This window comes from Micromonospora sp. NPDC005237 (assembly GCF_040607775.1).
Taxonomy (GTDB): domain Bacteria; phylum Actinomycetota; class Actinomycetes; order Mycobacteriales; family Micromonosporaceae; genus Micromonospora.
This window is the reverse complement of sequence record NZ_JBEXHJ010000001.1, coordinates 612,353-636,753: the sequence shown is the minus strand read 5'-3', so window position 1 is coordinate 636,753 and position 24,401 is coordinate 612,353. Positions and strand designations below refer to the sequence as shown.

The following is a 24,401-nucleotide window of genomic DNA, read 5'->3' as shown; positions in this document are numbered from 1 at the left end:
CGGCCCGCCAGCGGCTCTTCGCGGCCGTCGGGCGGGGCGGTGCGGTGTCGACGGCGCTCACCTGGATCGCCCTCCGGAGAGTCGGTTGGTCAGCAGGGTGTTGATCCCGGCCACGACCAGGATGATCAGGAAGAGTGCCCAGCTCATCGCGGCCGCGTACCCGAGATTCAGGTCCTTCCAGCCGACCTTGTAGATCAGCTGGGCGATGGTCTGCCACTCGCCGTTCGGCCCGCCGGTGGCGGCCTGAGCCTGGAGGTCGAACAGCATGGGCTCGACGAAGAGCTGGAACCCGCCGATGGTGGACAGGATGACGGTGAACACGACGACCGGCTGGATCATCGGCACGGTGATCCGCCAGAGCTGCCGCCACGGGCCGGCGCCGTCGACCGCCGCGGCCTCGTAGACGTCCCGCGGGATGGACTGCATGGCGGCCAGGTAGAGCAGCGCGTTGTAGCCGATCCACTTCCAGTTGACCATCGTGGCGATGGCGATCCAGGAGTGCACCTTGTCGGCCCGCCAGTCGATCGGGTCGTCACCGCCGACACCGAACAGGCCGAGCGCCCAGTTGGCCATCCCGAAGTCGCGGGAGAAGAAGACGCTGAACACCATCGTCGAGGCGACGATCGGTGTGACGTACGGCAGCAGCACGCCCACCCGCCACCAGGTCTGCGCCCGCAGCCGCCGGTTGAGCAGGGACGCCACGATCAGCGCGAGCAGCAGCTGGGGCACCGAGGACAGCAGGAAGATGCCGAAGGTGTTGTAGAGGGCGTTCCAGAAGTCCTCGTCGCCGAGCAGCTGCTGGAAGTTGCCCAGCCCCGCCCAGCCGGTCGCGTCGGGGTCGTCCAGCCGGTAGTTCCGTAGGGCCACCACGCCGTTGAAGATCAGCGGGAACAGCCCGAACGCCAGGAAGAGCAGGAAGAAGGGCGCGATCAGCACGTACGGCATGTAGCGCGAGTCGAACCGGTGCAGCCGGTCGCGCCAGGCGAGTCGGGGGCGGGCCGGGCCGGTGTCGTGGCCGTGCCGCCCGGCGGCTGGTCGGGCCGACGGCTCGGGCGCGGCGCGGGTCGTGGACATCGGGGCACTCCAGGGCCGAAGAGACAGGGGTACGACTGCGCGGAGGCGGGCCGTGTCCGGCCCGCCTCCGCAGCGGGCTCAGGAGCTGCTGGCCTTCTCGGCCTCCTTGACCGCCTCCGCCCAGGCGGCGTCGGACCTGAGGGATTTGTTCTCCACCCGGCGGATCACGTTCTCCACCGCGACCCGGGTCGGGCCGTTCTTCCTGCCCAGGTACTGCGGGGTCAGGCCCTGCGCCATCTTCGGGAAGATCTGCCCGACCGGCGCGTTGGTGAAGAACGGGTTCTTGAACTCGGCGATGGCCGGGTCGCTGTAGAGGGCCGGCTGCGAGGGCAGGTTGCCGACCTTCTTGAAGATCTCGATCTGCTGCTCCGGCTGGACCAGCCACTCGACCAGCTTGTACGCCTCGTCGACGTGCTTGCCCTGCTTGGGGACGGTCAGGAACGAGCCGCCCCAGTTGCCGCCACCGCCGGGCACCGCGGCGATGTCCCACTTGCCCTGGGTGCCGGGGGCGGTGTCCTTGATGTGGCCGAGCATCCACGCGGGGCAGGCGAGGACGGCGAAAGCGCCGCTGGTGAAGCCCTTGTCCCAGTCGGCCTGGAAGCTGACCAGGTTGGCCGAGAGCCCGGCGTCGATGGCCTTGGTGGTGTAGTCGAACGCGACCTTCGGGCCCTGCTCCATCTGGAGCTGGTCCTGCTCGTTGTAGAAGCCGACCGGCTGCTGGCCGAGGATCGGGTTGAACAGGTTGGTGCCGGCGTCGATGAACTTCTTCCTGGTCTTGCCGGTGTACTGCTGGCCGACCTCGATGAACCTGTCCCAGGTGGGCCAGAGGGCGGATACCTGGTCGCGGTCGGTGGGCAGGCCGGCGGCCTTGAACAGGTCGGTGCGGTAGCACATGGCCAGGCCGCCGGTATCGGTGCCGAGGCCGATCTGGGTCTTGCCGTCGGCCGACAGCGACTGCTTCCACTTCCAGGGCAGGTACTTGCTCTCGTACGAACCGGCACCCTTGTCGAGCAGGTTGACGAACTTGTCCGACTGGCCGCGGAACTGGACCATGAAGCCCTCGTCGATGGCCGCGATGTCCGGTGCGCCGGAGCCGGCGACGAGCTTCTTCTGCAGGTCCTCGTGCTGGGCGTTGTACTCGCCGGAGTTGAGCTGGATCTTGACGTTGGGGTTGGCGGCCTCGTACTTCGTCTTGAGGTCCTGAAGGCCGAAGTCACCCCAGAAGTTGATTTTCAGGGTGACCTGCCCGTCGGCCGCGTCGGATTCCTGCCCGCTCCTGCCGCTGCACGCGGCGACCAGGGCGAGGCCGACAGCACCTGCGGCGACCGTGCGGGCCCACCGGGTCCAGGACCGTTTCATGTCATCCCTCCGAAGGTATGGAAACGCTCCCGACATCGAGAGACGTTGACTGAACCGGATAAGTTCCGTCACCGTACGGTCCGGTTCCAGGAGTGTCAACGGGTGGTAAGCCGCGACGAGCGTGGATGCGCAATGCGGCGTGTGGGAGCGCGATCATGCGTGGTGGAGCGCGTTCTCCCACAGTTTCCGGCGGGCTCGGGACAGCCCAGCGCCCTCCCGCGCGGGTACGCTGAACCGGGCAAGCTTCCGCCGGCCGCAGCCGTTTCGGGACGATGCGCGGTCGCCGTCGGTCGCCGACGCCGGCTGCGCTAGGTTGAGGCCGCCAACGGGGGCCACGGGCCGGCCCCGGCCGTGGCAGTCAGCCGACCCCCGACCCGGGGCGAGAGTGGAGGAGCACGCCGGTGAAGCGGCCGACAATCGCCGACGTCGCCCGTCGCGCGGGCGTGTCCAAGGGTGCCGTGTCGTACGCGCTGAACGGGCAGCCCGGGGTGTCGGAGGCCACCCGGCAGCGCATCCTCGCCATCGCGACCGAGATCGGGTTCAGCCCGAGCAGCGCCGCGCGGGCGCTCTCCGCCGCCACCGCCGGCGCCGTCGGCCTGGCCCTGTGCCGGCCGGCCCGGACGCTGGGCGTCGAGCCGTTCTTCATGGCGCTGATCAGTGGCGTGGAGGCCGAACTTTCGGCCCGCTCGTACGCGCTGACCCTCCAGGTGGTGGCCGACCACGACGCCGAGATCGCGGTGTACCGGCGTTGGTGGGGCGAGCGCCGGGTGGACGGGGTGCTCGTCTGCGACCTGCACACCGACGACCGCCGCATCGCCGCCCTGCAACAGCTCCAACTGCCGGCCGTGGTGATCGGCGGGCCGGGCGGCACCGGCGAGCTGGCCAGCCTCTGGTCCGATGACGCGGTCGCGCTGACCGAGGCGGTGGAGTATCTGGTGGCGCTCGGCCACCGCCGCATCGCCCGCGTCGGCGGCCTGCCCGACCTGCGACACACCGAGATCCGTACCGACGCCTTCGCGGCGGTGTGCCAGCGCCTCGGCCTGGCCGAGGCGGTCACCGTCTTCTCCGACTACAGCGGCGAGGAGGGTGGGCGGGTCACCCGCCGACTCCTCAGCTCCGCCGCGCGGCCCACGGCGGTCATCTACGACAACGACGTGATGGCCGTCGCCGGGCTCTCGGTCGCCCAGGAGATGGGCCTCACCGTGCCGGACGACCTGTCCATCGTGGCCTGGGACGACTCGCCACTGTGCCGGCTGGTGCACCCGCCCCTGACGGCGCTGGGCCGCGACATCCCCGCGTACGGCGCGCACGCCGCCCGCCACCTGCTCGCCGTCATCGGGGGGCAGCCGGCGACGCGCGTGCAGGACGAGAGCCCCCAGCTGACCCCGCGCGGCAGCACGGCGCCGCCACGCGGGAAGTGAACCGGTTCAGTGATTCAGCGGGACGCCGAGGGGAACTCCTCGAAGTACGCCTCGACCCGTTCGGCGGTGGCCGGACGGGCCAGCGCGAAGCCCTGCCCGTAGCGGCAGCCGGCCCGACGCGCCCCCTCGACCTGGGTCGGTGACTCCAACTCCTCGGCGACGATCTCCACACCCAACCGCTCGCCCACGCTGACCACCACGTCGATCAGCGGCGGCTGCCCCGCCGGCTGCGCCCCCACCAGCTCGGGGCCCACCTTCAGCAGGTCGATCGGCAGGCGGCGCAGCTGCGCCAGGGACGCATGCTCGGCCCGGAAGTCGTCAAGCGCGGTGCGGACGCCCAGCGACCGGAGCCCCGCCAGCCGGGCCACCACTGTCGACAGGTCAGCGCCGATCCTCGGCTCGGCCACCTCCACCACCAGCCGCTCCGGCGACACCCCGTACGCGGCCAGCACCGCGGCGGTGCGCTGCACGAAGTCGGGGACGGTCAGCTCCCGGGTGGTCACGTTGACCGCCATCCACAGCTCACGGGGGCCCGCCGACCAGTCGGCCAGCTGCCGGCAGGCCCGGTCCAGCACCCACCACTCGAACTCGCCGACCAGATCCAGATCCTCGGCGACCGGCAGCAACTCGGCCGGAAGCACAGTGCCCAGCACCGGGCTGCGCCAGCGCAGAAGCGCCTCGGCGCCCACCGGCTGCCGGTCGGTCAGGTCGAGCACCGGCTGATAGACCAGGTCCAGCTCGCCTCGCGCCACCGCGCCGGGCAGCTCACGTTCCAGGTCGAGCCGGCGCACCAACTGCTCCTCCAGGAACGCGTCGTACCACTCGACCCGGTCCCGGCCGAGCTGCACCGCCCGCCGCCGGGCCAGCTCGGCCTGACGGAGCACGTCGGCCGGTCCGGATCCACTCACCTCGGCCAGCCCGATGCTCGCCTGCACGCGCAGCACCGACCCGGCCGGTTGGTACGGCGGCGTGAGCGCGGTCAGCAGCCGGGTGCCCAGCGCGTACGCCAGCACCGGCCCGGCGCCGGTGACCACCGCGAAGCCGGTGCCGGTGCAGCCGGTCACCAGGTCGTCGGGCCCGACCACCGCGCGGGCCCGCAGGACCGCCTCGGCCAGCACGTCCTCGCGCGCCACCGGGCCGAGCCCGTCCGCGCCGTGCAGCTCCACCAGCAGCAGCGCACCGGCCGGCGCGGGCACGTCGCCGATGGCGGCGAGGGCGTCCAGCAGCGCCGCCCGCTCCCCGGCCGAACCGGACCGGTGGTCGAACGTCGACCAGGCGACACCCGCGTCGGGCCACGCCGCGTCGAGGCCGGTCGGCGCGGCGGCACCACCGTCGGGGGGCCAGGCTTCGTCGACGCCGGAGGCGGCGGTCGCGCCCCCGTCGGACGGCCACGGCGCGGCGTCGGGGCACCTGTCGTGCGCGGGCGCACCCTCGGTCGTACCGGGAAGGGGCGGTTGCGCCGTCCGGCGGCGCCGGACCGCGTGGTCGGCGCGTCGGCGGTGCGCGGCGTGTCGCTCCCCGGCGCCCGCGTCGCCGCCGCGCAGCAGCTCCCGCAGGACCAGTGGTGGCACCGCCGCCAGGGCGAGCAGCACACTCGTCCGGTCCGGAGTGCGGCCGGATACAACCTGCAGGCCCGCCGCCAGCAGCAGCACCGACGCCGGGAGCACCACCCGTGGCCAGGTCGCGGCGGGCGGGCCGGTCACCGGCTGCGCGCTGGCCGTCGCCACCGCGGACTTCGCGCCGAGCGCGGTCAGCAGCATCCCGAGCACCAGCGGCGGCACCGCCAGCAGCGCCGCCCGGCCCGTCGCGACGGGTGGCAGGACCGCCAGCAGCGCCAGCCCGACCAGGGTGAGCAGGACGCCGCCCCGGCAGATCGCGCCGCCCGAGCGCCGCCCGGACCCGGTGAACGCGCTGAGCGCGGCCATGCCCAGCCCACCGAGCACCAGCGCCGCGACCAGCCGGGCCGGCGCCGGCAGGGTGTCGGAAGGGAGCAGCAACCAGCCGGCGAGGGTCAGAACGAGCGTCGGGCCGGTCGCCTCGACCAGCCCTCGCAGCCGCGCCGCTCGCGACGGCCGAGCCGGAAGCCGAAGCAGCCCGGCCACGGACAGGACCGCCACGGTCAGCGATCCGAGCAGCGCGGCAGCGCGGTGCCCGGCGTCGACCAGCGGCAGCGCGGCGGCGACGCACCCGGCCGCCACCACCGCCGCGTCGAGCAGTACGGCGGCCGTCCGCCACGAGGGGTCGGTGGACGGCGGCTCGCTGGATCGGTGGCTGGCGAGCCGGGAGAGTCGTACGCCGGCGAGGGTGGCGCCCGCGCCGCCGGACAACGCGATCACCACCGGGGTCGGGACCAGATCGGCGGCCCCGGCGAGGACGAGCAGCGCCACGGCCGTGGACACGGCGACCTCCGGGGTCGCCCGGCGGGAGACGAGAACATGGAACGGGTACGCGAGGAGCACGGCGGTCGCCTTCGTGAGGGGGCACGGGGCGGTGCGGCGGTGCGGGACGGCGGACGTTGCGGGTCCGCTGCCCAACAGTGGGGAACGACCGGCGACCAGATTGGTTACGCGTCGGCCACCGGCGTGAAGCAGTGACCCGTGTCACTGTACGGCGTCCGGGGCTCCGTGCGCCGCCCGCCGCGACCCGCGTCGACCAGGGGTGGGATCATCGCAGGGTGAGTACGCCCGACACGGTCCGCTTCCGGTACAACCAAGCCATCCTGGCCGCCGCCGTCATCGCCTTCATCGGCGCCCTGCCGCTGGCCAACGCCCGGGCGTACCTGCTGCCGGTGCTGCTCGTCCCGCTCGCTGTCGGGGTGTGGGCCTGGCGGGCCGGCACCGACGCCGACTCCCGGGAACTGCGCCTGCGGGCGCTGTTCGGGCAACGTCGGATCGACTGGGACCGGGTCGTCGAGCTGGCCACCGACGCGCGCGGGCGGGTCGTCGCCCGCCTCGACGACGGCCAGCAGGTCGGTCTGCCGGCGGTCCGCGGCACCGACCTGCCCCGACTGGTCTCGGCCACCGGCCAGACACTGCGGGACGAGGCCGCCGAAACACCCGGCCCGTGAGCCCGGGCCGGACCGCGCGGCCCGGTCAGTAGCCGTCGACCACCGTGTTGATCAGCGGCTGACCGGCGGCGAACCGCCGCACCTGGTCGCCGACCAGCCGGTACGCGCGCGGCAGCAGCCCTCGCACCGACCCGGCCACGTGCGGGGTGAGCAGCACGTTCGGCATCGTCCACAGCGGGGAGTCGGCGGGGAGCGGCTCCGGGTCGGTGACGTCCAGCGCGGCCGAGATCCGACCGGTGGCCAGTTCGGCGACGAGCGCCTCGGTACGGGCCACCGGACCGCGGGCCGCGTTGACGAGCAGCGCCCCGTCGGGCATCGCGGCCAGGAAGTCCTCGTCGATCAGGCCGCGGGTCTGGTCGGTGAGCGGCACCAGCACGACCACCACGTCGGCGTCGGGCAGCAGTCGGGGCAGCTCCGCGACGGCGTACACCCCCTGCTCGGGCCGGGCCGTCCGGGCGACCAGGGTGAAGCTCACCTCGAACGGCGCGAGCCGGTCGCGCACCGCGGTGCCGATCGAGCCGGCCCCGACGATCAGCACCCGCTTGCCGGTCAGCTCGTCGGTCGGCGCGTTGCCGTCGTACGCCCACCGCCGCTCGGCCTGCGCGCGGGCGAAGGCTCCGAAGGCCCGCAGCTGGGCGAGGATCGCGGTGACCACCCACTCGGCGGTGGACGGGTCGTGCACCCCCCTGGCGTCGCAGAGCGTGACCCCCTCCGGCATCCGGCCGACCCAGGCGTCCGCCCCGGCGGAGAGCAGCTGCACCGCCTCCAGATCGGGGAGCTGGTGCAGCAGCGCGGTCGCGTCCGACCCGCTCAGGAACGGCGGTACCCAGAAACGGACGTCGGCCGGGGCGGACGGCAACCGGTCGGCGGTTTCGGCGACCTCCACCGTCACGTCCGGGGGCAGCTCGCCGACGAGGTTCAGGCCGGCCGGATGCGGGATCCATACCTTCACGTCCGCCGACGATAGCCTCCGGCGCGACGGCCGGTGCGGGCACGGCGGCGATCCGGCGTCACGGGGGATGGCGCGCGGCGGCGGGGCGGGCGAGACTCGGCACACCGATGTTCGGTCCCGGCCATGACGAGGTATAACCAAGGGTCGGAGGGCCGGTCGGCCCCCGCCCCGGCAGACAGGTGCTCGATGACCGACGGCTCCCCCGCCAGCCCGCGACGTTCGACCGCCCCACCCCCGGCGCTCGGCGACGCGGCGCGGCTGCGTGCGCTGGCCGACACGGGCCTGGACGCCGTACCGGACGAGGCGTTCGACCGGTTCGCCCGGCTGGTCAGTGACCTGCTGGAGGTTCCGGTCGCGCTGGTCTCCCTGGTCTCCGCCGACCGGCAGTTCTTCCCGGGCGCGGTGGGTCTGCCGGAGCCGTGGTCGCAGCGGCGGCAGACCCCGTTGAGCCACTCGTTCTGCCAGCACGTGGTGGACATCGAGGTGCCGATGGTGTTGCCGGACGCCCGGCTCTACCCCCGCGTACGCGACAACCTGGCCATCGACGACCTCGGCGTCGTCGCGTACGCCGGGATGCCGTTGACCGACCTCTCCGGCCGAGTGCTCGGCTCGCTGTGCGCCATCGACAACAAGCCCCGGGCGTGGACCGCCGGGCAGCTGCGGACGCTTGCCGACCTCGCCGCCGCCTGCTCGTCGGAGCTGCGACTGCGGATCGCGCTGGACGGCGCGCAGGAGGCGCGGCGGCGGGTCGTCCGGGCGCATGAGCGGCTGGAGCTGCTGGCCGGGGTGAGCGAGACGCTCGCCGGCACGCTGGACGTGGGCACCTCGCTGCGCCGGCTCGCCGCCACCATGGTGCCGCTGCTCGCCGACTGGTGCCTGCTCACGCTGGTCGGGCCATCCGGACAGCCCCGGGAGGTGGTCGCGGTGCACCGCGACCCGGCCCGGACGCCGGACGTCGACCGTTTCGCCGAGCTGCTGCGGACGGGGCTGAGCCAGGAGTCCATCATCCGGGCGGTGCTGCGCACCGGCCAACCGCGGCTCGGCGGCGTGGCGTCGCTGACCGACGTGGCCCGGGGCACCACCGATCCGGAGATGTCGGCGATCGCCGAGCGGCTGGGCATCGCCTCCTACCTCAGCGTGCCGGTGCGGGCCGTCGGGGGCACCGTGCTGGGCGCGATCACCCTGGTCAACGCCCCCGACCGTCAGCAGTTCGACGACCGCGACCTGCTCACCGCCGTGGACATCGGCCGCCGGGCCGGGCAGTCCGTCGGCAACAGCTCGATGTACGGGGAGCAGCGGCACGTCGCCGAGGTGCTGCAACACAGCATGCTGCCGCGGCTGCCGCTCGTGACGGAGCTGGAGCTGACGGCCCGCTACCAGCCGGCGGCCGACCGGGTGGAGGTGGGCGGCGACTGGTACGACGCCTTCGTGCAACCCGATGGTGACCTGATCGCGGCTATCGGGGACGTGGCCGGGCACGACATCGAGGCGGCGGCGACCATGGGCCAGCTACGCAACCTGGTGCGTGGCAACGCGTTCGGCCGGCCGGACGCGGTCGGAGCGCTGATGAGCCACCTGGACAGCGCCATCCGTGGCCTGCGGCTGCCCATCGCGGCCACCGCGACGCTGGTGCGCATCTGTGGCCGGCGCTCCGGCGTCCGCGAGGTGACCTGGTGCAACGCCGGGCACCCGCCGGCCCTGGTGGTGCGGGCCGGCGGTGCGGTGGAGGTCCTCGAAGCGACACCGGAGCCCTTGCTCGGCCTGGCCCGGCCCACGCCGCGGACCAGCCACTCGACCAGCCTGGCCACCGGCGACACGCTGCTGCTCTACACCGACGGGCTGATCGAGCGTCGGGACCGGTCCATCGACGACGGGCTCGCCGAGCTGGTGCACCGGTTGACCGGCACCGACAACGTCCCCCTCGACGACCTGTGTGACCTGCTGCTCGCCTCGATCCAGCACCGCGAGGACGACACGGCGCTGCTGGCCGTCCGGGCCCGCTGAGCGGTTGCGGCACGAGCCGAGGCCCACGTGTCGCGGGCCCGGCCGGGCAGTCCGGCGGGCTACCCTGGGCCGGGTGAGAGCCCGTCTCCCGTACCCTCGCGTCCGCCGCCTCCGGGTGGTCCTCGCGGCGTCCTGCGCGACGCTGCTGCTCGCCACGGGTTGCAGCTTCGGCGAGCCGGAGCCCGACCCGGCCGGTGAGCCGCCCAACCTGCCGACCCCGTCGGCGCCGGCGAGCCCTGGCGGCGCGGGCCAGCAGGCGGTGGCAACCGTCCTGGCCAAGGGGCTGCGGGTGCCGTGGGCCATCGCGTTCCTGCCCGACGGCGGCGCGCTGGTCACCGAACGGGACAGCGGCCGGATTCTCCAGGTCGGCCCGGACTCCGGCCCGGACGGGCTGCGGGTCCGGGTCGTGCAGACGATCAGCGACGTGGCGGCGGCGGGCGAGGGTGGCCTGCTCGGCATCGCCGTCTCCCCCGGCTACGCCCGGGACCGGACGGTCTTCGTCTACTACACGGCCGAGCAGGACAACCGGGTCGCCCGCCTGCAACTCGGCGGGCAACCCACCCCGATCCTCACCGGCATCCCGAAGGCGAACGTGCACAACGGTGGCGGGTTGGGCTTCGGCCCGGACGGCCAGCTCTACGTCAGCACGGGCGACGCGGGCGAGCGCCCCAACGCGCAGGACACGAAGAGCCTCGGCGGCAAGATCCTGCGGATCACCGCCGATGGCAAGCCCGCGCCGGGCAATCCGTACCCCGGTTCCCCGGTCTGGTCGCTGGGTCACCGCAACGTGCAGGGTTTCGCCTGGGACGACGCCAAGCGGATGTACGCCGTCGAGTTCGGCCAGAACACCTGGGACGAGATCAACCAGATCACCAAGGGCGGCAACTACGGCTGGCCGGAGGTCGAGGGGCGGGCCGGCGACAAGCGGTTCACCGACCCGATCACGCAGTGGGCGACGTCCGACGCGTCCTGCTCCGGGCTGGCCGCGACGGACCGGCTGCTGGTCACCGGCTGCCTGCGCGGCAAGCGGCTCTGGGTGATGGAGTTGACCGACACCGGCACGCTGCTCGGGCAGCCCAGCGATCTGCTCACCAACCGGTACGGCCGGCTGCGCGCGGTGGCCGCCGCGCCGGACGGTTCGCTCTGGGTGAGCACCTCCAACCACGACGGGCGGGGTGATCCGGCGGCCGACGACGACCGCCTCCTGCGGGTGGTCTTCGCCGGCGGCGACGGCGGTCGCAGCTGACCTGCGTCACCTTCCGCGCAGGTTTGCCAAGATCTTTGGGCGGGCAGGTCAGAATCTCAGCATGGACGGGCAACGCGACGAGCAGCACGACGACGCCGAGGACCGGGGCGACCCGGTGACCGGCGGCGAGCCGTCGCGGCCGTCGCGCCGGCGGATCGGCCGGCCCGGTGGACCGGTACGGCGTACGGGCGTGATCCTCGCCGTGCTCGTGGTGGCCCTGGCCGGGGCGGTGCTCGGGGTGCTGGCCGGTGGTCGGGTGGACACCGACATCGGGCCGTTCCGGGCCAACCTCACCCTCTCCCCGGCCCGCGAGGGCGGGACGACCATCGACGTGCCACCGCTCGGCGCCCTGCTGCTCGACAGCCACAGCGGGCCGACCCACCTCACCGTGCGGCTGGGCGCGCTGGACCAGGGGCGCACCGAGGCGCTGCTCGACGACCCGGCGAGCATCAACCGAGCCAGCCAGAGCGCAGTGGAGGACGTCCGCTCCGGGGTGATGCGGCTGGGCCTGCGGACCCTCGCGTCGGCCGTGCTGGTCACCCTCATCCTGGCCGGGTTGATCTTCCGCGATGTGCGGCGTACCGCCTGGGCGGGCGGGTTGGCGCTGCTGGTCACCGCCGGCAGCCTCGGCACGGCCGCGGCGACCCTGCGCCCCCAGGCGATCGAGGAGCCGCGCTACGAGGGCCTGCTGGTCAACGCCCCCGCCATCGTCGGCGACGCCCGCCGCATCGCCAACGACTACACCAAGTACGCCGAGCAGCTGCAACGCATCGTCGGCAACGTCAGCCAGCTCTACACGACGGTGTCGGCGCTGCCGGTGTTGGAGCCGGCGCCCGGCACCACCCGGGTCCTGCACGTCTCCGACATGCACCTCAACCCGACCGGCTGGCAGCTGATCCGCACGGTGGTCGAGCAGTTCGGCATCGACGTGGTCATCGACACCGGGGACATCACCGACTGGGGCAGCGAGCCGGAGGCCTCCTTCGTCGGCTCGATCAGCCTGCTCAAGAAGCCGTACGTGTTCATCCGCGGCAACCACGACTCGGGCAAGACCGCCGCGGCGGTGGCCCGCCAGCCGAACGCGATCGTGCTGAACAACTCGACCACCACGGTCGCCGGGCTGACCATCGCCGGCATCGGCGACCCGCGCTTCACCCCGGACAAGAACACCTCACCGGCCGGCAGCGGGCTGACCCAGGAGGTGGCCAACCAGGTGATCGGGGTCGGTACGCAGCTCGCCGCGACGGTGCGCAGCTCGCCACGGCCGGTCAACATCGCGCTGGTGCACGACCCGGCGTCGGCCGGGCCGCTCGCCGGCACCTGCCCGCTGGTGCTGGCCGGGCACACCCACGCCCGGCAGGTCTCCAAGCTGCCGCAGGCACCCGGTCAGCAGCCCACCGCCCTGTTCGTGGAGGGCTCGACCGGCGGGGCCGGGCTGCGCGGCCTGGAGGGTGAGAAGCCGACCCCGCTGTCGATGACAGTGCTCTACTTCGACCAGCAGAAGATGCTCCAGGCGTACGACGACATCACCGTCGGCGGCACGGGCCAGGCCCAGGTCAACCTGGAACGCCACATCGTGCAGAACCCCAGCGCCGGCGCGCCCGCCTCGGTCACCCCCACCCCGACCCGCTGAGCGCGAGCTGCCCCCTGCCCACCCGCCGACTCGGCGGTGCCCACCCGCCTGTGGAGCCCGAGCCGGAGCCCGGCCCGAGCCGAGCCCTCCGAGCCGGAGCCGGAGCCGAGCCCGACGGTGCCTGCGCAGCCTTTGCTCTGCTTCAACGGACGCAACAGTTACGTCGGGTCACTCCGCTCAGCTGCGCGCACCCGAATTTCTGCAGCTCAGCAAGGTGTTGCGCATATTGAAGCAGAGCAAAGGGCGAAGAGAACCCCATCGACAGGCGGACGCTCCTCACTCTCAGCGGCGGCGGCAGTGAGACACGAAGGCTGGCGCACGCGATCCGGCGCACGCAGGCAAGCGAGCGGAGCGCACCCCTCGAGGGCAAGGTCAGCGAAGGGCGAGGTCAGCGAAGGGCGAGGTCAGCGAAGGGCGAGGTCAGCGGAGGGCAAGGTCAGCGGAGGGCGAGCGCGGCCAGGGCGGCGTTGACGATGCTGCCGGGCATCAGGTCGTGCAGGTCGTACAGGTCGGCCACGCTGCCGGACTGGCCGAACTCGTCCACCCCGAGCGGCACCGCCGGGGCACCGAGCGCCGACCCGAGCCAGGCCATCGCGTGCGACGCCGCGTCGTGCACGGTCACCACCGGCACCCGATCGGCGAACGCGGACCGCAGGGCACCCGGCACGCTGGGCACGGTCGCGGTCCGTACGCCCTGACGCAGGGTGCGCTGCCACGCCCGGTAGAGCCGGTCCAGCGAGGTCACGTCCACCACGTGCGCGGCGACGCCCTCCTCGGCCAGCTCCGCCGCGGCGGCCAGCACCTCCGGCAGCACCGCGCCGGACGCGGCGAGCTGCACGACCGGGGCGTCGACCAGATGCGGGTACGCCTGGTGCGCGTCGACGAGCCGGTACGCCCCGGCGACCACCTGCCGGCGCAGCACCGCGTCGCCGAGCCGGGCCCGGGCCGCCTCGAACGGCGCCTGGTCCAGCGGTCGGGTGCTCAGCCGGAAGTAGTACGCGCCGTCCTCGGTCGGCGCTGCCGTCGCGGCCGGGGTTGCCCCGCCCGCGATCTGCCCGAGGGCGTCGCAGAGCAGCCAGTCGAGGCTGCCCGCGTACGCCGGTTCGAGGAACGTCACCCCGGGCAGCTCCAGGCCGACCGACGCGGTGATCGTGGACTGGTGGGCGCCGCCCTCGGGGGCCAGGGTGATGCCCGACGGGGTACCGGCCACCACGAACCGCGAACCGGAGTACGTGCCGTACAGGAACGCGTCCAGGCCGCGCAGCACGAACGGGTCGTAGACGGTGCCCACCGGCAGCAGCGGCTGCCCCGACAGGTCCCAGGACAGGCCGAGCTGGCCCAGCAGCAGGAACAGGTTCATCTCCGAGATGCCCAGCTCGATGTGCTGCCCGGCGGGGCTCTCGGTCCAGCGCAGCATCCGGTCCTCGGTCCAGGAACGCTGCTCGGTGGGGGCGAACACCCCGGTCTTGTTGATGAACCCGGCCAGGTTGGTGGAGGTGGCCACGTCCGGGGCGGTGGTCACCAGGTAACGGCCGACCTCCCGGTCCCGCGCCAGATCCACCAGCACCCGGCCGAAGACCTCCTGCGTGGAGATCGGCTTGTTGGCGCGTACTCCCGTGCTCTCCGGAACGGTGACCCCCAGCGCGCGCTCGCGCGGCGCGCGGGACAGCGCCTCCCGGCGGGCGCCGGCCCGGATCCCGGCCGGTGACGCCGGGTCGAGACGGTCCCACTCGGTCTCGGAGGTCAAGCCCTGCGCGGCCCGCAGCGTGTCGACCTGCTCGGTGCTGAGCAGCGCCGAGTGGTTGCGCGGGTTGCCGGCGATGGGCAACCCCCAACCCTTCACGGTGTACGCGAAGACGACGCTGGGCCGGTCGGTGACCGCGTCGCACTGGGCGTACGCGTCGAGCATCGCGGACAGGTCGTGCCCACCCAGGTCGGTGACGAGCGGACGCAGCTCCTCGTCATCGATGCCCTCCACGAACGCGCCCACCTCGGCCGGCGCACCGTCCAGGAACTGCTTGCGCAGGGCCGGGCCGGCCAACCCGAACAGCGACTGGTACTGCTCGTTGGGCATCGCGTCGATCCAGTCGCGCAGCGCCTCGCCACCCGGCCGGGCGTACGCCTCGGCGAGCCGGCGGCCGTACTTGACCTCCACGACGTGCCAGCCGGCCGCCTCGAACTGACCGCGCCACTGCTTGATCCGGATGCCGGGCACCACCCGGTCCAGCGACTGCCGGTTGAAGTCGACAAGCCACATGACGTTGCCCAGGCCGGTGGTGGCCGGATCGGCGACCGCCTCCCAGATGTTGCCCTCGTCCAGCTCGGCGTCACCGATCAGCGCCACGAACCGGGAGCGCGGCCGGGCGCCGAAGTGCGCGTCGACGTAGCGGCGGGTGGCGGCGGCGAAGAGCGGCGCCGCCGCGCCGAGACCCACCGAGCCGGTGGAGAAGTCCACCTCGTCGGGGTCCTTGGTGCGCGACGGGTACGACTGGAGGCCGCCCCGGGCCCGCAGCCGGGGCAGGTACGAGCGGTCCAGGTTGCCCAGCAGGTACTGGATGGCGTGGAACACCGGCGAGGCGTGCGGCTTGACGGCGACGCGGTCCTCGGCGTCCAGGTGCGCGAACCACAGCGCGGTCATCGCCGTGACGAGGGACGCGCTGGACGCCTGGTGGCCGCCGACCTTCACCCCGTCGCCGGTGGCCCGGTCGTGGTTGGCGGCGTCCACGATCCGGGTGGCGAGCCAGAGCACCCGCCGCTGGATCTCGTCGAGGACATCGAGGTCGTGCTGGTTCACGGTGGCTCCATCCGGGCGTCGCCGTTGACGCCCTCGCGAGGGGATGCGGTGTGCACGGCGAACACCGCTGGCGCAGCACGCGCCAGCGGTGTTCGATCGGGCGGATCAGCCCTGGACGCCGAGGCGCTCCAGGATCAGCTCACGGACGGTCTTCGCGTCGGCCTGACCACGGGTGGTCTTCATGACCGCGCCGACGAGGGCGCCGGCCGCCGCGACCTTGCCGCTACGGATCTTGTCGGCGATGCCGGGGTTGGCTGCGATCGCCTCGTCCACGGCGGCGGTGAGCGCGCCGGTGTCCGAGACGACCTCCAGGCCACGGCTGGTCATGATCTCGGTGGGCGAGCCCTCACCGTCGACCACGCCCTCCAGCACCGTACGGGCCATCTTGTCGTTGAGCTTGCCCGCGTCGACCAGGCCCTGCAGCTCAGCGACCTGCGCGGGGGTGGCGCCGATGTCGGCCAGCTCCACGCCGCTCTCGTTGGCCCGCCGGGACAGCTCGCCGAGCCACCACTTGCGGGCCGCCGCCGGGGTGGTGCCGGCGGCCACGGTGGCCTCGATCAGCTCGACCGCGCCGGCGTTGAGCACCGACTGCATGTCCAGGTCGGACAGGCCCCACTGCTGCTGAAGCCGACGCCGGTGCACCCGGGGCAGCTCCGGCAGGGCGGCCTTCAGCTCGGCGACCCAGGCCGGGTCCGGTGCGATCGGCACCAGGTCCGGCTCCGGGAAGTACCGGTAGTCGGTGGCCGTCTCCTTCGAGCGCCCCGGGGTGGTGTCGCCGGTGTCCTCGTGGAAGTGCCGGGTCTCCTGGGTGATCCGGCCGCCCGCGTCCAGCACCGACGCCTGCCGCAGCATCTCCGAGCGGACCGCCCGCTCCACCGAGCGCAGCGAGTTGACGTTCTTGGTCTCGGTGCGGGTGCCCCACTCCTGACCCGGCAGGTTGAGCGAGGTGTTCACGTCACAGCGCAGCGAACCCTCCTCCATCCGCACGTCCGAGACCCCGAGCGTGCGGATCACGTCCCGCAGCTCGGTGACGTACGCCTTGGCCACCTCGGGGGCGAGCGCGCCGGTGCCCGGGATCGGCTTGGTGACGATCTCGACGAGCGGAATGCCGGCCCGGTTGTAGTCGACAAGCGACTCGGTCGCACCGTGGATGCGGCCGGTCGCGCCACCGACGTGCAGCGTCTTGCCGGTGTCCTCCTCCAGGTGCACCCGCTCGATCTCGATGCGCACCGTCTCGCCGCCCACCTCGACGTCCAGGTAGCCGTCGACGCAGATCGGCTCGTCGTACTGGCTGATCTGGAAGTTCTTCGGCATGTCCGGGTAGAAGTAGTTCTTCCGGGCGAACCGGCACCACTGCGCGATGGAGCAGTTCAACGCCAGGCCGATCCGGATGATCGCCTCGATGGCCGCCTTGTTGGCCACCGGCAGCGAGCCGGGCAGCCCCAGGCACACCGGGCAGACCCGGGTGTTCGGCTCGCCGCCGAAGTCCGTCGGGCAGCCGCAGAACATCTTGGTGTTCGTGCCCAGCTCGACGTGGGTCTCCAGGCCGATCACCGGTTCGTAGCGTGCGACGACCTCGTCGTACGCGGGAAGCGTCGTCGTCATCTGGGCTCCTGCCTCACAGTGCCGGTGGGGTGAACGTGCCGACCGCGGACTCCAGCGCGGCGGCGACCCGGTACATCCGGTCGTCGGCCATCGTCGGGGCCATCACCTGCAGGCCGACGGGCAGCCCCTCGGAGAGGCCGCAGGGCACCGAGATGCCCGGCCCGCCGTACAGGTTGGTCGGGATGGTGAACAGGTCGGCCAGGTACATCTGGTACGGGTCGGCGGTGCGGGCGCCGATCGGGAAGGCCGTGAACGGGGTGGTCGGCGAGATCAGCGCGTCGACCCGATCGAACGCGGCCGTGAAGTCGCGCGTGATCAGCGTCCGGACCTTCTGCGCCTGCCCGTAGTACGCGTCGTAGTAACCCGACGACAACGCGTACGTGCCGACCATGATGCGGCGCTTGACCTCGGGGCCGAAGCCGGCCTCACGGGTCAGCGACATGACCTCCTCCAGCGACCGGTTTCCGTCGTCGCCGACCCGCAGGCCGAACCGGACGCCGTCGAACCGGGCCAGGTTGGAGGAGCACTCGCTCGGGGCGATCAGGTAGTACGCCGGCAGCGCGTACGCGAACGTCGGGCAGGACACCTCGACGACCTCCGCGCCCATCTTGGTCAGCGCGTCCACCGACTCGCGGAACGCGGCCATCACGCCCGGCTCGGCGCCCTCGCCGACGAATTCGCTGACGATGCCGAGCCGCACGCCGGTCAGGTCGCCGGTCGCGCCGAGCTTCGCCGCCGCCACCACGTCCGGCACCGGCTGCGGGATCGAGGTGGAGTCACGCGGGTCGTGCCCGGCGATCACCTGGTGCAGCAGGGCCGCGTCGAGCACCGTACGGGCGCACGGGCCGGGCGTGTCCAGCGACGACGAGAAGGCGACCAGCCCGTAGCGGGAGGTGCCGCCGTAGGTGGGCTTCGCGCCCACGGTGCCGGTGACCGCGCCGGGCTGGCGGATCGAGCCGCCGGTGTCCGAGCCGATCGCCAGCGGCGCCTCGTACGCGGCCAGCGCGGCGGCGCTGCCACCGCCCGAGCCGCCCGGGATCCGGCTCAGGTCCCACGGGTTGTGCGTCGGGCCGTACGCCGAATATTCCGTGGAGGAGCCCATGGCGAACTCGTCCATGTTCGTCTTGCCGAGCATCACCGTGCCGGCCTCGCGCAACCGCTGCACGATCGTCGCGTCGTACGGCGGGCGCCAGCCCTCCAGGATCTTCGAGCCGACGGTGGTCGGCACGCCACGGGTGGCGAGCACGTCCTTCACCGCGACCGGCACACCCGCGAGGGGGCCCAACTCCTCGCCGGCGGCCCGGCGCTCGTCCACCGCGCGGGCCGCGGCGAGCGCGCCGTCGGTGTCGACGTGCAGGAAGGCGTGCACCTGCTCGTCGACCGCGGCGATCCGGTCCAGGTGTGCCCGGGTCACCTCGACGGCGGAGGTCTCGCCGCCGGCGACCAGCGCGGCGATCTCCGTCGCGGTCATTCTGGTCAGATCGCTCATGCCGTCACTCCGCTCCGCTTCGCGACGCCAGTCGCCCGTGCACGTCCGCTCATGAGGCCACGTCCTCGGTCAGGATCCGCGGTACGCGGAACCGCTGGTCCTCGGCGTCCGGCGCGCCCGACAGCGCCTCCTGCGGGGTCAGGCACGGCGTGACGACGTCCTCGCGGAAGATGTTGGTCAGCGGCACCGAGTGCGAGGTCGGCGGGATGTCCGCGGCGGTGACCTCGCCGACCTGGGCGACCGCCTGGAGGATCACGTCGAGCTGGCCGGCGAAGGTGTCCAGCTCCTCCTCGGTGACGGCGAGCCGCGACAGGCGCGCCAGGTGCGCGACCTCCTCGCGGGAGATGGCGGCCATCCGTGCCCCCTTCTGATGTCCTGCTGGTCGGGCGGTGTGCCGGCCGCGCGACGCGTGCGGCGTGACGCGCGGTGACCGGAGCGAGTCTATTGTTCCGCCCCCTCCGCCGGCTGCTCGGGTGGGTCAGCGGGTCGACCGGCGGCCGACCTCCGGCTCCGGGCCACCCGCCGGGCGGACCGGCCGGTAGCGGGCCAGCCAGGTGACCAGCTCCTCGGCGGGCATCGGACGGGCGTAGAACCAGCCCTGGGCGGCGTCGCAGCCGGCCGCGTACAACATCCGCCAGGTCCGCTCGTCCTCCACGCCCTCGGCGACCACCCGCAGCCCCAGCGCGCCCGCCAACTCGATCATCGACCGGACGATCGCCGCGTCGTCGGCGTCCTCGGCCATGCCGAGCACGAACGACCGGTCCACCTTCACCTCGGACAGCGGAAGCCGGCGCAGATGTTGCAGGGACGAGTAGCCGGTGCCGAAGTCGTCCAGCGCGATGGCCACCCCGATGCGGTGCAGCCGGGAGATGGTGGCCAACACCCGGCGCGGATCGGCCATCAGGGCGCCCTCGGTGATCTCCAGTTGCAGCCGCTCGGCCGGCACCCCGTAGCGGGCCAGCCGGTCGGCGATCTGGTCGGCGATCTCGCCGGTGTGCAGATCGCGCACGCTGACGTTCAGCGCCGCACGCAGCCCGATGCCGGCCGCCGACCACTTGGCGAGCTGCTCCACCACGTCGTCCACCACTCGTCTGGTGAGCAGCCGCATCACCGCGCTCTGCTCGGCGACCCGGATCAACTCCTCCGGGTCGACCATGCCCCGGCGCGGGTGCCGCCAGCGCAGCAGGGCCTCGACGCCGACGACCTCGCCGGTCGCGATGGCGATCTGCGGTTGGTAGTACATGGTGATCTCACCGGCGTCGTCGGCCGGCTCGCCGTCGTCGCGTACCCACCCGGTCGACTCGATCGCCTGGGCCTCGGGAACCGACCCGCCGTCGCGCCCCGGACGGTCCCTGCCCGGCGGCGACACCGCACCGCCGTTCGGCGACCGCCGCCCGTGGCCGCCGGCATGCCGGTCCCGCAACGGGCCGGAACGGGTGCCGGGGATCGTCGCGCGGCTGTTGCGACCCCGGATCGGGTCGGCGCCGGTGGCGATCCGGTTGATCAGCTCATCGGCGTCCACCAGCTCGGCGCCGGCCCGCCGCCGGCGGCCCCACCACCGCCCGGCCGCCGACGACGCCGGCGTGATCACCGGCGCACCGCCCGGATGCGGCGTGGCCGTGGCCGCCGCCGGAGTGGGCAGCGCCGCACCGTCACCGCCGCGCACCTCGGCCTCCACAGCGAGGGGTACGTCTGCCGTCCGCTCGGACTCACCCGGCTTGGCGGCCGACGGGCCGGATTCCAGCACCCGGCGGAGGTCGGCGAGGAGACCGAGACGCTCGGCCGAGTTGTGGTCCGACTCCGGGGCGTACACGGCGACCGTGTCGTTGCGGTGCTTGGCGTCGTACATCGCCACGTCGGCGTGCCGCATCAGGGTGGCGAAGTCCTCGCCGTGCTCCGGAAAGAGGGCGATCCCGATGGAGCCGCCGACGTCCAACGGCAGCCCGTCCAACGGCACCGGCTCGGCCAACACCCCGACCACCCGGTCGGCCAGCTCACGCGCCTGGCTGACGTCGGTCAGCCCGGTCATCACGATGGCGAACTCGTCCCCACCCAGCCGGGCGATCATCTGCGGCCGAGGCTCCACGTCGGTGAGCCGGGCGCTGACCTCGACCAGCAGCCGGTCGCCCACCGCGTGCCCGAGCGCGTCGTTGACGTTCTTGAAACGGTCCAGATCGATGAGCAGCAGCGCCAGGTGCCCGCCGGGCTCGCCGCGGGCGGTCCGCTCGGCGTGCAGGTGCACCTGCTCCGCCACCTCGGCCAGCAGCGCCTTGCGGTTGGGCAACCCGGTCAGCGGGTCGGCGGCGGCGAGGTGCTGCTGCTCGACGGTCAGCCGGGCCATCCGGTACACGGCGAAGAGCGGCACCAGCACCAGCGGGATCAGCGCCGCGCTGAGACGGGCGGCGGCGACCAGCACCGGGGCGAGCAGCAGCAGCGAGCCGGTGGAGAGCAGTTCGAAACCGACGCCCTGGCGGACGGTGGGCCACCAGCGGTCGCCGAAGCGCAGCCGCACCGCCCAGCTCACCAGGCCGTAGTTCACGACGAACCAGGCCAGCGTCGCCCCGCCGACGGCGGCCACGTCGGTGGCGTGCAGGCGACCGCCGTCGAAGACGGTGCCCGGCCCGAGTTGGATGACGCCGTACGCGGCGGCGAGGGCGCAGGCGTACTGGCCGACGTTGAACGCGGTCCGCCAGGCGGCGTGGCGCATCCGCCATCCCGAGACGATCACCCCCACGGCCTGCACCGCCACCGCCGGGCCGAGCCCCCAACCGAGCAGGATCGCGAAGGTGAAACAGGTGGACGGGAAGACCGCCGAGGTCTGCCGTCGCCCCGGCGGGACGAACGGGCGCGCGTCGCAGACCACCGCGAGGGCGGCCATCGTCCAGAACGCCACCGGCAGGCGGGGCAGCTCGTCGGGGAGCGTCGTGAGTGGACCCGTGGCGGTCAGCGCCGCGACCACCAGGATGCCGACGACGAAGGCGGTGAACGGCGTCACCCGCCCAGGTGGGACGGAGTTGCGCGGGTCGGCGACCTCCATCACACCTCCCGAGGAACGGTCGACGTGCCGATGAGCACGCCGTGACCCAATGAAACGCCCTCAGCCCCGGGTTTCCCGGTATGACAGTCACGAATCGGTCGTAGTCGTAATTAAGTTGGTATACGCGACGGGCCGCCACGTCGGCACGCCGCTGCGGTCAGCCCTCCACGCGGGCGACGTCCCGTGCGGCGTCCGGACCCGCCTCCAACAGCACCCGGAATCCGTCCTCGTCGAGCACCGGCACCTTGAGGCTGGCCGCCTTGTCGGCCTTGGAGCCCGGGTTGTCCCCCACGACGACGAAGCTCGTCTTCTTGGAGACCGACCCGCTGACCTTGCCGCCCCTGGTCTGCACGGCCTCGGCGGCCTGGTCCCGCGAGAAGCCGGCGAGGGTGCCGGTCACCACGACGGTCAACCCCTCCAGCGGGCGCGGGCCCTCGTCGACGGCCTCCTCGGCCATCCGTACGCCCGCCTCGGCCCACTTGCGGACCACCTCGCGGTGCCAGTCCACGGCGAACCACTCCCGGATGCTGGCCGCGATGGTCGGCCCGACCCCGTCGACCGAGGACAGCTCCTCCTCGCTGGCGGCGTCGATGGCCTCCATCGAGCGGAAGTGCCGGGCCAGCGCCTGGGCGGCGGTGGGGCCGACGTGCCGGATGGAGAGCGCCACCAGCACCCGCCACAGGTCACGTTCCCGGGCGACGGCCAGATTGTCGAGCAGCTTGACCGCGTTGCTGCCGAGGCTGCCGTCCTTGTTGACGAAGAACGGTGACCGGGACAGCTGCTCGGCGTCGAGCTGGAAGAGGTCACCCTCGTCGGCGATGATCTCCGCGTCCAGCAGTGCCGCCGCGCCCTTGTAGCCCAGCACCTCGATGTCGAACGCGCCACGACCGGCGAGGTGGAACACCCGCTCGCGCAGCTGGGCCAGGCAACTGCGGGTGTTGGGGCACCGGATGTCGACGTCGCCCTCCTTGGACGGCGCGAGCGGGGTGCCGCAGGCCGGGCAGGTGGTCGGCATGACGAACGGGCGGGCGTCGGCGGGCCGCAGGTCGACCACCGGGCCGAGCACCTCGGGGATCACGTCGCCGGCCTTGCGCACCACCACCGTGTCGCCGATCAGCACGCCCTTGCGCTCGACCTCGCGGGCGTTGTGCAGGGTGGCGAGCGCGACGGTGGAGCCGGCCACCCGCACCGGTTCGAGGACGGCGAACGGGGTGACCCGACCCGTGCGCCCCACGTTGACGTCGATGTCGAGCAGCTTGGTGGTGACCTCCTCCGGCGGGTACTTGAAGGCGATCGCCCAGCGTGGGGCACGGCTGGTCGAGCCCAGGCGACCCTGGATGGAGACCGGGTCGACCTTGACCACCACACCGTCGATCTCATGCTCGACGTCGTGCCGGTGCTCGGCGTAGTAGGCGATGTACTCCGCCACGCCGGACAGATCCGGGACGACCCGCCACCGGTCGCTCGTCGGCAGCCCCCACGCCTTCAGCGCGGAGTACGACTCCGACTGCGCGGTGGGCTGGAACCCTCGGCGGGCGCCGATGCCGTGCACGACGAGACGCAGCGGTCGGGAGGCGGTGACCCGAGGGTCCTTCTGCCGCAGGCTGCCGGCGGCGGCGTTGCGCGGGTTGGCGAACGGCGCCCGCCCCTGCTCGACCAGGCTCGCGTTGAGGTCGGCGAACGCGGCCACCGGGAAGTAGATCTCGCCCCGGACCTCCAGCAGCTCGGGCACCGTCGGGAACTCGGCGGACGGCGCGAGCTGGCTGGGCACGTCCCGAATGCTGCGCACGTTGGCGGTGACGTCCTCGCCGGTGCGGCCGTCACCACGGGTGGCCGCCCGGACCAGCCGGCCGGCCTCGTAGGTCAGGTTGATCGCCAGACCGTCGACCTTCAACTCGCAGAGGTAGGGCACCGGCCCGCCCGCGTCCCGCTCGACCCGCTCGGCCCAGGCCGCCAACTCCTCGTCGGCGAAGGCGTTGTCGAGCGAGAGCATCCGCTCGGCGTGCGTGACCGGGGTGAATTCGGTGGAGAACGTGCCACCCACCCGCTGGGTCGGCGAATCCGGCGTCCGCAGCGCCGGGAACTCGTCTTCCAACGCCTCCAGCTCGCGCAACTGCTTGTCGAACTCGGCGTCGGTGATGATCGGCGAGTCGAGCACGTAGTAGCGGTATTGATGCTCGGTCAGCTCACGGCTGAGGGTGGCGTGCCGCTCCCGCGCCTGCGGCGTCGGCTCCGCGCCGGCCGCCGCCTCCTGAGCCGGGCTGACCTGTTGACCGATCTGCTCCTCGGACACCCCGCCACCTTCGGACACGCCTGCGACCTCCCTGATCACGCTACTAAGGCACGGTATCGGTCCGGGGTGACAATCCGATGCCCACCTGCGCCACCGGTGACGCCCCACGCAGCCCGTTCCCGTGCTGCGCGTCGGCCCGGACGGCGATGAGGCGACGACCGACGCCGCTGAACGCCGATGACGTGGCAACCAACGCCGGACTCGCCGACCCCGCGGTCGGTGGCACCGAGGAGAGGCTGCGACCCGGGGCACAAAGGCAGCCGAATCGGACAGATCGGCGTCACCCGGGAGCACGCGGGACTCGCGGGCCGTTGATCAACTCCAGGTCGCCGACACGGGGGTGTCCGCGCACCCGGATGCCCCCACACCGGCGATCTGGAGTGGATCACCGAGCAGGGGCCCGGTCGTCGGCCCAACTCACGGGAGC

Annotated in this window: 15 protein-coding genes; 5 read left to right on the top strand and 10 right to left on the bottom strand. The window is 72.9% G+C overall.

Going from position 1 to position 24,401, the window contains the following annotated elements:
* Nucleotides 1–57 precede the first annotated feature (57 nt).
* Nucleotides 58–1,074 carry a sugar ABC transporter permease gene (locus tag ABZT87_RS03080; RefSeq protein WP_354858687.1) on the bottom strand — a complete coding sequence of 339 codons (1,017 nt, stop codon included), beginning with the start codon at nucleotides 1,072–1,074 and terminating at the stop codon, nucleotides 58–60.
* A 78-nt stretch (nucleotides 1,075–1,152) separates the two neighbouring features.
* Entirely contained in the window at nucleotides 1,153–2,433 is a 1,281-nt protein-coding gene (locus ABZT87_RS03075) for an extracellular solute-binding protein (RefSeq protein WP_355067020.1), read from the bottom strand.
* A 401-nt stretch (nucleotides 2,434–2,834) separates the two neighbouring features.
* Here ABZT87_RS03075 and ABZT87_RS03070 point away from each other — a divergent pair, with 401 nt between their 5' ends.
* Nucleotides 2,835–3,854 carry a LacI family DNA-binding transcriptional regulator gene (locus ABZT87_RS03070; RefSeq protein WP_354858684.1) on the top strand — a complete coding sequence of 340 codons (1,020 nt, stop codon included), beginning with the start codon at nucleotides 2,835–2,837 and terminating at the stop codon, nucleotides 3,852–3,854.
* Between the two features lie 14 nt (nucleotides 3,855–3,868).
* On the opposite strand, the gene ABZT87_RS03065 is transcribed toward ABZT87_RS03070, so the two are convergent.
* Nucleotides 3,869–6,313: an EAL domain-containing protein gene (locus ABZT87_RS03065; protein ID WP_355133279.1), complete on the bottom strand. Its 2,445-nt coding sequence runs from the start codon at nucleotides 6,311–6,313 to the stop codon at nucleotides 3,869–3,871.
* 215 nt (nucleotides 6,314–6,528) lie between these two features.
* Here ABZT87_RS03065 and ABZT87_RS03060 point away from each other — a divergent pair, with 215 nt between their 5' ends.
* Entirely contained in the window at nucleotides 6,529–6,921 is a 393-nt protein-coding gene (locus tag ABZT87_RS03060; RefSeq protein ID WP_354858679.1) for a PH domain-containing protein, read from the top strand.
* 25 nt (nucleotides 6,922–6,946) lie between these two features.
* Here the strand turns inward: ABZT87_RS03060 and ABZT87_RS03055 are convergent, their stop codons facing one another.
* A complete protein-coding gene (locus ABZT87_RS03055; RefSeq protein ID WP_355133277.1) occupies nucleotides 6,947–7,873 on the bottom strand; it encodes a 2-hydroxyacid dehydrogenase in 927 nt (308 codons plus the stop codon).
* A gap of 186 nt (nucleotides 7,874–8,059) precedes the next feature.
* Here ABZT87_RS03055 and ABZT87_RS03050 point away from each other — a divergent pair, with 186 nt between their 5' ends.
* From ABZT87_RS03050 to ABZT87_RS03040, 3 genes are all read left to right on the top strand, one after another.
* Complete coding sequence (locus ABZT87_RS03050; protein WP_355133275.1) at nucleotides 8,060–9,877, top strand: SpoIIE family protein phosphatase; 1,818 nt, start codon at nucleotides 8,060–8,062, stop codon at nucleotides 9,875–9,877.
* A gap of 73 nt (nucleotides 9,878–9,950) precedes the next feature.
* Entirely contained in the window at nucleotides 9,951–11,123 is a 1,173-nt protein-coding gene (locus ABZT87_RS03045) for a PQQ-dependent sugar dehydrogenase (RefSeq protein WP_355133273.1), read from the top strand.
* 61 nt (nucleotides 11,124–11,184) lie between these two features.
* Nucleotides 11,185–12,756: a metallophosphoesterase gene (locus ABZT87_RS03040; protein WP_355067023.1), complete on the top strand. Its 1,572-nt coding sequence runs from the start codon at nucleotides 11,185–11,187 to the stop codon at nucleotides 12,754–12,756.
* Nucleotides 12,757–13,192: 436 nt separating this feature from the next.
* Here the strand turns inward: ABZT87_RS03040 and ABZT87_RS03035 are convergent, their stop codons facing one another.
* The 6 genes from ABZT87_RS03035 to ligA all read right to left on the bottom strand — a co-directional run bounded on the left by ABZT87_RS03035 (nucleotide 13,193) and on the right by ligA (nucleotide 23,974).
* Nucleotides 13,193–15,550: a pyruvate dehydrogenase gene (locus ABZT87_RS03035; RefSeq protein ID WP_355133271.1), complete on the bottom strand. Its 2,358-nt coding sequence runs from the start codon at nucleotides 15,548–15,550 to the stop codon at nucleotides 13,193–13,195.
* A 105-nt stretch (nucleotides 15,551–15,655) separates the two neighbouring features.
* Nucleotides 15,656–17,155: an Asp-tRNA(Asn)/Glu-tRNA(Gln) amidotransferase subunit GatB gene (gene gatB, locus ABZT87_RS03030; RefSeq protein WP_354861243.1), complete on the bottom strand. Its 1,500-nt coding sequence runs from the start codon at nucleotides 17,153–17,155 to the stop codon at nucleotides 15,656–15,658.
* A 13-nt stretch (nucleotides 17,156–17,168) separates the two neighbouring features.
* Nucleotides 17,169–18,644, bottom strand: coding sequence for an Asp-tRNA(Asn)/Glu-tRNA(Gln) amidotransferase subunit GatA (gatA, locus tag ABZT87_RS03025; protein ID WP_355133269.1), 1,476 nt, complete (start codon nucleotides 18,642–18,644; stop codon nucleotides 17,169–17,171).
* Nucleotides 18,645–18,693: 49 nt separating this feature from the next.
* Nucleotides 18,694–18,999 carry an Asp-tRNA(Asn)/Glu-tRNA(Gln) amidotransferase subunit GatC gene (gene gatC / locus ABZT87_RS03020; RefSeq protein WP_354861239.1) on the bottom strand — a complete coding sequence of 102 codons (306 nt, stop codon included), beginning with the start codon at nucleotides 18,997–18,999 and terminating at the stop codon, nucleotides 18,694–18,696.
* 123 nt (nucleotides 19,000–19,122) lie between these two features.
* Complete coding sequence (locus tag ABZT87_RS03015) at nucleotides 19,123–21,681, bottom strand: bifunctional diguanylate cyclase/phosphodiesterase (protein WP_355133267.1); 2,559 nt, start codon at nucleotides 21,679–21,681, stop codon at nucleotides 19,123–19,125.
* A 157-nt stretch (nucleotides 21,682–21,838) separates the two neighbouring features.
* Nucleotides 21,839–23,974 (bottom strand): NAD-dependent DNA ligase LigA, encoded by a 2,136-nt coding sequence (gene ligA / locus ABZT87_RS03010; RefSeq protein ID WP_355133265.1) that lies wholly within the window; start codon nucleotides 23,972–23,974, stop codon nucleotides 21,839–21,841.
* Nucleotides 23,975–24,401 lie beyond the last annotated feature (427 nt).

What these genes read in the sequence shown, in the direction of transcription:
- ABZT87_RS03080 (WP_354858687.1), bottom strand. Translation starts at nt 1,074, where the DNA reads ATGTCCACGACCCGCGCCGCGCCCGAGCCGTCGGCCCGACCAGCCGCC.
- ABZT87_RS03075 (WP_355067020.1), bottom strand. Translation starts at nt 2,433, where the DNA reads ATGAAACGGTCCTGGACCCGGTGGGCCCGCACGGTCGCCGCAGGTGCT.
- ABZT87_RS03050 (WP_355133275.1), top strand. Translation starts at nt 8,060, where the DNA reads ATGACCGACGGCTCCCCCGCCAGCCCGCGACGTTCGACCGCCCCACCC.
- ABZT87_RS03040 (WP_355067023.1), top strand. Translation starts at nt 11,185, where the DNA reads ATGGACGGGCAACGCGACGAGCAGCACGACGACGCCGAGGACCGGGGC.
- gatB (WP_354861243.1), bottom strand. Translation starts at nt 17,155, where the DNA reads ATGACGACGACGCTTCCCGCGTACGACGAGGTCGTCGCACGCTACGAA.
- gatA (WP_355133269.1), bottom strand. Translation starts at nt 18,644, where the DNA reads ATGAGCGATCTGACCAGAATGACCGCGACGGAGATCGCCGCGCTGGTC.
- gatC (WP_354861239.1), bottom strand. Translation starts at nt 18,999, where the DNA reads ATGGCCGCCATCTCCCGCGAGGAGGTCGCGCACCTGGCGCGCCTGTCG.
- ABZT87_RS03015 (WP_355133267.1), bottom strand. Translation starts at nt 21,681, where the DNA reads ATGGAGGTCGCCGACCCGCGCAACTCCGTCCCACCTGGGCGGGTGACG.